This window comes from Leptospira weilii, assembly GCF_006874765.1.
Classification (GTDB): Bacteria; Spirochaetota; Leptospiria; order Leptospirales; family Leptospiraceae; genus Leptospira; species Leptospira weilii.
In genome coordinates, this window is sequence record NZ_CP040840.1 from 167,501 (window position 1) to 177,500 (window position 10,000).

The following is a 10,000-nucleotide window of genomic DNA, read 5'->3' on the forward strand; positions in this document are numbered from 1 at the left end:
TTGCAATTGCCGAACTCATCCAACATATAGGAATCAAAAAGGAACAAGTCTTTCTTGTCGATACCAAGGGTGTGATTCATCATCATAGAAATGATTTGAACGAATCTAAAAAGAGATACGTTCAAAAAACGGACGCGAAAACTCTTAGAGACGTGATGAAAGGCTCCGATATTTTTATCGGTGTTTCCGTTGAGAATATGGTGGACGAGGATATGGTTCGTTCCATGGCAAAAAATCCCGTAATCTTCGCATTAGCAAATCCTGATCCCGAAATTCCTTATCAAGCTGCGAAAGCGGTTCGTTCCGACTTAATCATGGGAACGGGGAGGAGCGATAATCCAAATCAGGTGAACAACGTATTGGGTTTCCCGTTTATCTTTAGAGGCGCTCTCGATGTAAGAGCCCGTAATATTACTCTGGAGATGAAGCTTGCCGCGGCTCGCGCATTGGCGGAATTGGCTCGTCTCGACGTTCCCGATGAGGTAAGTAAGGCTTATGGCGGGGAGAGATTTACATTCGGACATGAATACCTGATCCCGAAGCCATTCGATAAACGAGTTTTATTTCATGTGGCTCCCGCAGTTGCCGAGGCCGCGGTTGCAAGCGGCTCCTCTCGAATCCCTTATCCGGGGAGAGAAAAATATCTCGGATTTCTCGAAGGAATTATCAGGATTTAGCACAAGCAACTCAAAAGTGACTCCTACGTAAATCGGATTCTTGAACACGTATAATCGTGTTATTTCCCACATTCGGGAATGAAGTCAAATGTTTCACAGTAGACAAAAAGTGTGGAATCGTTTCTACAATGAAACGTTGTCATTTAAGGTATGGATTGTGCTGAAAAATATGTTACTGGCGGGACGATGAAGCGTAAGCTCATGATCTATAACTTCTACTTTCAAGAAAAGATTCTGAGTTAGTCTGAAAAAAATTCCGATAATCATAGAAATTGAATTCTTTTCCGAATGAGTACTGAATCGAGACGAAATGTGTTATCAATCTTTTTCAAGAATGAAAAATACGGTTTTGAGACAAACAGTAATAGACTTTTCTAATTTCCTACAGTCTCCTGATGATATATCCTTTGGGGACTTGGTGGATTATGTCCAAATCTGAAAATCAAATACCTACCCCTGAAACCTTCACTTTAAGTTCGGAGGATACTCAGGATATGATTGGGGATCAGGAACTCAAAGTTCTGATGCTTCAATTCAATCCGGGAGCATTCAAGGATATCGATTTGATTGAAAAGGGAGTGGAAAATTATTTCTTATTCAATCAATCTCCGTTCGCTCTTACGAAGATTGAACAACTTCAACATCTCAAATTGCACGACCTTAAATTTTTAGAAGAACGGAAAGGAATTCAATCTTATCAGTTCCTTCACTTTCAAAAGGAAATCAGGGAACTCCAAATCGCAAACGTAATTATTCGCCCCGCTTCTTTAAAAGCCGATCAGATTGTAAAAGTAAAACGAGGTTGTATTCTTCAAAGCGTAGCGGCGGTTCTTGAAATGTTGTATGCAAGAGATCAGTTCATTCTGAACGCTTCCAAAAATTCCGAGATCGAAGACTGGGTTCATCGGAATTATCTCAATGTAGACGACAAAGGAGTACAGATTAATTTGTCGGACTCTAAATTTTTAGAAAAGTCCATGCAAAATTTGGAATCTCTTTCTTTGGAATTTCTTCTCGGTCGTTTGCAGATTCGTGGTGATTTATTCAGCAATATCTTTCAATTGTTAAATCAAAAACCCGGAGAGATATTAAATCAGCTTTCTATTATCAAGGTAGAACCGGAAGTTTTACAGGCGATTGAAAAAAGAGGATCAAGGCCTCCGCTGTTGCAATTGCATCCCCGCTTTCATTTGTTTCAACCTTCTCTGGACGAACTTTTGAGTTTTAGACATGCTTCCAAAGAAAAAGGAGAAGAAGGCAAGTTTACGGAACTGGAAATTATATTCGATTTATTTACTATAATCGCTCGCAAAATACTTCTCCAAATTCTTCCGGGAGAGGAATCTTCCTGGATCGAATTGACCGGAAATTTTCAAGCAGAAAGATACTTAGAGGAGTTAAAAAAACATCCTGCGTTTACATTCGGAAAAAGTTGGGCGGGGGGAGGAGATTTTATCAAATCTTACGAAGTGTTATTACAGACCGTAAGAGCTCTCGAACATCTTAAAAAAGAGTCTTTGATTAATCTGATCACGGCTGAAAATCTATTTCGTTTTAAAGAGTCCAAAGAACCGATACACTTCGATCTTTCCAATTTTGAAGTGGATGATGCCGCGATTAAAAGTGTCGGAATGAGTAGAGTCGAATTGTTTCGTGAAGTTTTGGAGCGAATTCGCGCTAGGGAAGACTTCCTAAAAAAAGAAAGGAAAAGTGCGAATGGGGAAACGATCGGGCTTATGATTTTAGCGAAGGCTATGATTCTTCGCGCTTTTGTGGAGATTCGATCGAGAAGAACTTCGGTTCATAATTTGATTCGTCAAAACGGATATTCCCGCGGAATCTATGAATTTTTAAAAGAGGTTTCCGACGTGAAGGACGGGCAAGTCGCCGTCGACGAACAGATCCGTTTGAGTAAGGCGATTGCCGAATGGGAAGAAGATACCGAAAAAGAAAGAATTCGTTCCGAAAATGCTTCCAAGTCGATTTTGGAAAGAATCATCGAATTCATTCTGAGCTTATTCGGGATCAAGTTTTCTCCCAAAGAACGGGAAGTTACAAGCAAGGGTCAAGTTAAAAGGGATTTTAAAAATACGGAAACGGATCACACTTCTCACGAGTCTTCTAAACCGAAAAAGAAAAAGTCTCTCGGCGTAATCGTTGGACCCAAAGAAAAAGAAATGCTCATTCCGGCTCGTGTTCAGAAGGCGATTGACTATGTAGATCGCAAAAATAACGGACTGATTTGGCTCGATGAAGTTGTTGCTGCCGTATCTTCCCCAGAATTCGGAAAAGACAAGGTGGCCGACCTTATATACTATGACCAAAAACGGAGATATCTAGAAATCCGAGCAATGAATCAGGTGAGACACGTTTTTATACGGAGAGAATTGGAATCCGATCCGGCGTGGATCCAGACTACTTTGGATTATATGGACAATGTTTCCGCCAAAAAACCGGAGTTCTCTGCGCTTGCGGATACTCTGAAAAGATTCCAAAGCGAATAAATATTTAAGCATATTATAATTTTATTAAATCTGGCACTTGCTTGAGAGATCTTATGTTTCAATTAAATTGTGATCTTTCGGAGGATTCATGAAAACCAGAATCGAAACGGATTCAATGGGTGAAATCGCGGTAGATGATTCCAAATATTGGGGTGCGCAAACCGAACGTTCTCTGCATCATTTCCATATCGGAAACGATCGATTTCCAAGAGAAATGATTCGTGCTTTGGGAATTTTAAAAAAATCGGCCGCAATTGTAAATGCGGAACTCGGCCTTCTCGCTGAAGATAAAAAGAAGCTCATCGTGCAAGCCGCGGATGAAGTGATTTTAGGTAAGTTGGACGAACACTTTCCCCTTTCCGTTTGGCAAACCGGTTCCGGAACTCAAACGAACATGAATTCCAACGAGGTGATTTCGAACCGTGCCATCGAAATTGCTGGCGGAGTGAAGGGTTCTAAAAAACCGATTCATCCAAATGATGACGTGAACAAGGCTCAGTCCTCGAACGATACTTTCCCTACCGCGATGCACATCGCCGCTGCAGAACAGTTGAATCAAAAATTGATTCCCGCATTGATTCAACTCAAGGATACGCTCGAAAAGAAGGCGGACGAATTTAAGAATATTATAAAGATTGGAAGAACTCATCTTCAGGATGCGACTCCTTTGACTTTAGGTCAGGAGTTTTCCGGTTATGTTCAGCAATTGAGTTACAACATTGCAAGAGTGAAAGCGGTTTTGCCGGCGGTTTACAGGCTTGCGTTAGGCGGGACGGCAGTCGGAACCGGGCTCAACACACATCCTCAGTTTGCTGTAAAAGCGGCGGCTCAGATAGCTAAAGAAACTGGTCTTCCTTTTGTGAGCGCGGAAAATAAATTCGAAGCCCTTGCGGCTCATGATTCTCTTGTGGAGGTGAGCGGGGTTTTGAAAACGATCGCGGCTTCTTTGATGAAAATCGCGAATGACATACGTTGGCTTTCTTCCGGTCCTCGTTGTGGGATTGGTGAAATAAGTATTCCGGAAAATGAACCTGGTTCTTCCATTATGCCTGGGAAAGTGAACCCGACTCAATCGGAGCAGATGACGATGGTATCTGCGCAAGTGATTGCAAACGATGTCGCGGTTAATATCGGTGGCGCTTCCGGAAACTTCGAATTGAATGTTTTCAAACCGCTGATTATTCATAACGTTTTGAATTCTATTCGGTTACTTTCCGATTCTTGTGTTTCTTTTGAGGAATACTGTGCACGCGGTATTACTCCGAACAAAGAGAAGCTCGAGGAACATTTGAATAATTCTTTGATGCTTGTGACAGCGTTGAATCCGCATATCGGCTATGATAACGCGGCTAAAATCGCAAAAAATGCGCATAAGAAAGGATCGACTCTGAAAGAATCTGGAATCGAGCTGGGTCTTTTGACGAACGAACAATTCGATCAATGGGTTCTTCCCGAAAATATGATTCATCCTTCTGTGGATTAAGTTGAGCGGGGGGACTTGGATCCGTGTTTGAAGATAGGAAAATACAGTGCTACTCATACTACTTTTCGTTTTTTTCTGGATTCTCTTGGCAGCTTTCGGGCTTCCTTCGCTTTACTTTATTGTTCGTTAAAATAACGTGAGTTCGGCGTAAGAAATCCATGATTTATTTTTTCTGTAGGAAGTTGAAATTTGAACTTTGTAAATTTATTTTTAAAATGCGGGAACTACAGCAAATCGCGATTTTACGAACAAATTCTAAAAGTAGGGACTTCTACTTTTAGAAAATTCTTTCTCATTTTCAACCGCCGAGCTCACGTTAAAATAAGCGCCTAACGAAAACCATAATGTTACCCACAAATTAGGAAGACTTTTGGGATCATAAGGATCAAAAACTGATATTTTTCAAGTGTTCCGACAAGAATGAGACTTTTTACTTGCAAGAAGTATGATTTTCTGATAGAGAAAAATCTCCCGAGTCTTTTCCCGCCTCCAGGCTCAATGATTTGCTCCCTACGGGTCGCTCATCACCCTCCACCCAAAAATTAGGGTGGGGCCCGATCGTTTCACAGAGGATTTGTCGGAATTCCGACAGATTTATTTTCGGATCCCATTTCTCGAATCAAAACACCGTTTCTTATATATATTCAATAAAATTAATATTCTATTTGAACTGCGGAAGTCGAATCCTCGATTGGAATCAATTCTTTCGAAAGGTATTTGTAAAGGTAGGTTCCCGTCTTGTCTCTTAACAAAAACGGACTCATAAAAGGATTTGTAGTTTTGGAATGTTCTTCGAAATCCAAAATTTCAAAAGTCTTCGCATCCATATCGATTCTAAAATCATAGTGATAGATTACAGTATCATCATACAAGAAATCGCACACATTGATCGTATAATTTTCGGATAAACCCGGGAGTTCTACATCCTTATAAAAAAAACGATTCTTATCTTTTGCATAAGCGAATCCTATTTTTTTAAAGGTCTCAGGATCCGCGTCGTCGATCTTTTTCAGCTTTCCAAATTTTTCGACATAAACCGCCTTTTTATCTTTGAAAAATATCTCGTGGGGACTTTTGCTCAAGGACCGAAAACTTGCCCCGTCTATTCCTTTCAAAAGGATTCCATTTTGAATCACATAACGATCATCTGCCAGTAGATTCGAGTTTATTTTTCGCAGAAAAAGCGGATCGACATCTTCAAGAACGCGATCTTCATAGCCTTTCAGAAAATCGATTATAAAATCTCGATAACTTTGCGGGTCATCGAGATCGAGAGTATTCCGATCCACGTTTTCGGGTGAACACCCTTTCCAAACAATCTTCGATCCGTCGTAAACACAATTGACTTGTCTAAAAAATCGAAAAGGTTTTGAAGGAGTCGCTTTAGAAAGTCGCTCTTGAAAATCCTTCTCCGTCATTCGTTTTGTTTTCATCCATTCAATCCTAGCTTAAAAAATAACAATCTACATCTCGTATGTCAACGTAACCCAAGTTCCCGAAATAAAAAAGAATTGCGAAACCTCCTGTAAAACGAGATTCATCCTTAAACACCTAAGGAAAATCAAAGTTCATGGCAATCGCAAACTTTCTGAATCAAGTCAAAGCAAGTGGAGGAAAACTCTTTCTTCAATTTGGAGGACAAGGCTCTCCTTTCTTGAAAGAACTCTCCAAGCTTTACGAATCTGAGCCCTCTCTTAGGGAATTCTTCGATGTTTCTTTTAAAGCCATCGCCGAAGAAGTTCCTAAACTCGATAAAAACATCATTTACGGCGGTTACAACTTCGAAAGTTGGATTAAAAATCCCGACTCGGCTCCGGACGAAAACTATCTTTGCAGCGCACCTGTTTCCATCGTCGGAATCTTTCTGACTCAAATCGGAAACTACATCGCATTTACGAACAAAGGTTTCCCCGTTTCCGAACTGATTTCCAACTCAATCGGAGTTACGGGTCATAGTCAGGGAGTTATATCTTCCGCGTTAATCGCCCTTGGCAAAGAAGGTGCGGATTTCTATTCAGCGTATTCTAAATTCTTAAAATTCGTATTGTATATCGGTTATAGAGCGCAGGAACTAGTCGGTGTTTACAATCCTTCTCAGGCTCTTCTTAAAGCGAACGAGGAAGTGGGCGATAAACAACCGGCTCCAATGGTTGCGGTGATCGGTTATTCTCAAAAGGAGCTGGAAGATAAAGTCAAACAAATTAACGATGCTCTTGGTTTGAGCGGAAACAAGGCGATTTACGTAAGCCTTTTTAACACACCTGATTCCAATATCGTTTCGGGAAGCCCCGAATCTCTTCTTGAATTTCGTAAAAAGTTCAAAGCGGAAATGGAAGAAAAGAAAGTAAAGTTCGTTTACCTCAGAACAACCGCTCCTTTTCATTCTCCGCATATGGAAGATACGAACAAGACTATTCCATTGGATATGGAAAGAATCGGTTTCGATTTTAAAGGCTCCGATCTGAAGGTTCCAGTTTATTCCATTTTCGACGGAAGAAACATGCAGTCCGATGCGGGAATTGGTCTTCCGCTTTTTAGAGAGATGTTGATCAAGACTCTTCACTGGGATAAGGCAGTTAAACCTTTCGTTTCTACTGCGAACGTTACAGGTATCGATTTTGGACCGAGTGTCGTAAGTCAAAAACTGACTCAAGCGAACATGGGAACTTCCGAAAATAAAATCTACGCGGTTTCCAGCCCTAAGGATATTAAGGTTCTATTGGCCTGAAAAACCGAAAGCTTTCGATTCTAAAGTGGATTTACCCGTTCCAAAAACTTTTTCTGGAACGGGTTTCTAACTTTTTTTCTCTCAAAAGATCTAAATTAGAAATTCCAAAGCTCACAAAAGCGGATTTTACGACCGGGCTTCACTGCGAGTATCTTCTTTGGCTAAACACGTATCGGCGTCGTCCCGATTTCGATCCGTTTGAACACAAATACGTTTCTCCGAAACAAAAATCCCTTTTAAGAGACCTTTCTCATTCTTTTTTTCCGGAATCCAAAAACGCTCGTTACTCCGATTTCGATACCAGAAAGATTTTGAAATCCGGAAAAGGAGTCAGATCCGCCTGCTTGGAAACGGATAAATTTTCCATGAAGGCGGAATATATTCTTCCCAATAAAGAATTTTCGGGAACTTTCGAATTGGTCGTTCTTAAAGTTTCAAGTTCATTCAAAAAACAACATATTATAGAAATTGCATTTCAAAAATTCGTGGCGGACGAATCCGGCTTTCCCATCTCCAAATGTACTCTTCTTTTTGTGAATTCCAAGTTTCACTTCCAAGACGAAATCCAAGCCGATTCTTTTTTTGTGCGTAAGGACGTCACAGACGAGGTCATGCTCAAGGGAAAAGAAACGGCGGAGATCGCCCGTTCTTTATTCGATCTTCTTTCTAGAAAAAATCTTCCTCCTCGTTTTGTGAGCAATCTTTGTTCTCATCCGAGAAATTGTTTGTATCCGGAAGTCTGTTTGACTCCCAACGTTCCGGGAGACATTTTTACACTTCGTGAAGGAAAAGAAGAATCCGTAAGATTTTACGAAGAAGGGATTTTCAATCTAAAAGACATACAAAATACGGACGCTCTTACCTATCGTCAGAAAACGCAAATCCAAACGATACAGACCGGATCGGCCTTTATCAATCAAAAAGTTTTTTCCGAGTTTTTCAATCGAATCAAATACCCGATTTACTTTTTGGATTTCGAATCCATTAATCCTCCGATTCCGATTTATTCGAACTCCCACCCGTTTCAACACGTTCCATTTTTGTTTTCGTTACACGTTATACGGGAAAATCTTTCCCAAGAGCCCGAAAATTTTTATTATATCGACGACGGAATTGAAGACCCCAGAGAAAAAATATTAGAAAAATTGCAAGAATTGATTTTGCCCGGAGGAACAATTCTTTGCTACAACGATAAGTTTGAAAAAAGATGTTTGGAAGAATCCGCTGCGGTCTTTCCCGAATTTAAGGGCTGGCTCAAATCGATCCAGGACGATTTTGTGGATTTGGCAAAACCTTTTTGGGAATACGACTACTATCATCCCGATCAGAAAGGAAGCACATCGTTAAAGACCATTCTCCCCGTGATCACCGGTAAATCGTATAAGGATCTCGCAATTAAATCCGGTCAAATGGCGAACTCCGAATTTCTCCGTGCCAAAACCGAACCGATGCCCGCCTCCGAAAAATCGGAGATCGAAAAGAATCTCATCGAATACTGCAAACTCGACACCTACGCGATGGTTTTGATTCTTCGTAAAATCAAAGAATGGATTTAAGTCGGGGCCATGAAAGAAAGAATCTCGAAAACCATTTTCAAACCGAATTTGCCGTAGGAAAATTTCAAGATTTGAAGCTGATTTCCGCTCATCTTTCGAATTCGAAAATAGAATTATATTCTCAGAATATTCAATAAATAGAATTCACTATACGTTTAAAGAGCGAAAGCGAAGAAAGCCTGGAAATTTATCCGAATATAGCTCCGTTCGCGAAAACGAGCGGATGGCGAGGGCTGAGTTTCGGAATTCAAGTTCCTAACGCTACTTTTCAAGAATTGAGAAATTACTACGGTCCGCCGGGACAACCTCCGAATCGGAGTTTTTACGAAAACGATGTTACGTTTTTTCGGAAGGAATCGTATTTCAAAACTTGGAAATCGTGTTGGATTCCCCGCGAAAAACTTCCTCAAAATTCCATGTCTAAGGAAAATCCAAACCCGGAAAGAATGGGCGCGATCGACTTAAATCTGTTCCGACAATCCTCCAATCTCGTTCTTTTGTAAATCCGAGATCGGGTTCATAAACGTGAAATAAAAAACGATCGGTCATCGATACGGGATTCGAAAAGACGGAAAATCCGGTTGTCCACAGACCTGGACCGATTTTCAGTGTTCTCAGAATGGCGCAAAGCAAACCTGTTAAAAAAATCGTCCTGGCTTATTCCGGCGGCTTGGATACGTCCGTAATTCTTACTTGGTTGAAGGAAACATACGGTTGCGAAGTAATCGCTTTTACCGCCGACGTGGGCCAAAAAGAAGAACTTTCCGGATTGGAAGAGAAGGGAATTAAAACCGGAGCTTCCAAAGTTTATATCCAAGACCTCCGTTTGGAATTCGCTCGAGATTTTATTTTTCCTGCCATTCAAGGGAATGCACTTTATGAAATGCGTTATCTTCTCGGAACTTCCCTTGCCCGGCCTCTTATCGCGAAAGCAATGGTGGAAGTGGCTGAAAAGGAAGGTGCCGACGCCTTCGCTCACGGTGCGACCGGTAAAGGAAACGATCAGGTTCGTTTCGAACTCGGTGTTAAATCTTTAGCTCCCGAAAAAACAA

The 10,000-nt window shown here is 41.0% G+C and carries 8 protein-coding genes (2 of these 8 cut by a window edge); 7 read left to right on the forward strand and 1 reads right to left on the reverse strand.

Annotated elements, in window-relative coordinates; all coding sequences use genetic code 11:
* The 3 genes from FHG67_RS00775 to fumC all read left to right on the forward strand — a co-directional run.
* Positions 1 to 677: the 3' portion of a malic enzyme-like NAD(P)-binding protein gene (locus tag FHG67_RS00775; RefSeq protein WP_002620316.1), read on the forward strand. It extends 586 nt beyond the left edge of the window; only the last 677 of its 1,263 coding nucleotides appear in the window; the start codon falls outside the window, past its left edge; it ends in the stop codon at positions 675 to 677.
* 425 nt (positions 678 to 1,102) lie between these two features.
* Positions 1,103 to 3,181 carry a hypothetical protein gene (locus FHG67_RS00780; RefSeq protein ID WP_039931455.1) on the forward strand — a complete coding sequence of 693 codons (2,079 nt, stop codon included), beginning with the start codon at positions 1,103 to 1,105 and terminating at the stop codon, positions 3,179 to 3,181.
* Between the two features lie 88 nt (positions 3,182 to 3,269).
* A complete protein-coding gene (gene fumC, locus FHG67_RS00785; RefSeq protein WP_142499595.1) occupies positions 3,270 to 4,664 on the forward strand; it encodes a class II fumarate hydratase in 1,395 nt (464 codons plus the stop codon).
* A 653-nt stretch (positions 4,665 to 5,317) separates the two neighbouring features.
* Here the strand turns inward: fumC and FHG67_RS00795 are convergent.
* Positions 5,318 to 6,097: a DKNYY domain-containing protein gene (locus tag FHG67_RS00795; RefSeq protein WP_142499597.1), complete on the reverse strand. Its 780-nt coding sequence runs from the start codon at positions 6,095 to 6,097 to the stop codon at positions 5,318 to 5,320.
* Between the two features lie 137 nt (positions 6,098 to 6,234).
* On the opposite strand from FHG67_RS00795, the gene FHG67_RS00800 reads away from it, so the two are divergent.
* The 4 genes from FHG67_RS00800 to FHG67_RS00825 form a co-directional block, all read left to right on the forward strand.
* Positions 6,235 to 7,392 carry an ACP S-malonyltransferase gene (locus FHG67_RS00800; RefSeq protein WP_142499598.1) on the forward strand — a complete coding sequence of 386 codons (1,158 nt, stop codon included), beginning with the start codon at positions 6,235 to 6,237 and terminating at the stop codon, positions 7,390 to 7,392.
* Positions 7,393 to 7,703: 311 nt separating this feature from the next.
* Positions 7,704 to 8,948, forward strand: coding sequence for a DUF2779 domain-containing protein (locus FHG67_RS00805; RefSeq protein WP_312845831.1), 1,245 nt, complete (start codon positions 7,704 to 7,706; stop codon positions 8,946 to 8,948).
* A 275-nt stretch (positions 8,949 to 9,223) separates the two neighbouring features.
* A complete protein-coding gene (locus FHG67_RS00815) occupies positions 9,224 to 9,451 on the forward strand; it encodes a hypothetical protein (protein ID WP_244947470.1) in 228 nt (75 codons plus the stop codon).
* 116 nt (positions 9,452 to 9,567) lie between these two features.
* Positions 9,568 to 10,000, forward strand: the 5' end (the start) of a protein-coding gene (locus tag FHG67_RS00825) for an argininosuccinate synthase (protein ID WP_004501147.1). It continues 779 nt past the right edge of the window; only the first 433 of its 1,212 coding nucleotides appear in the window; it begins with the start codon at positions 9,568 to 9,570; its stop codon lies beyond the right edge, outside the window.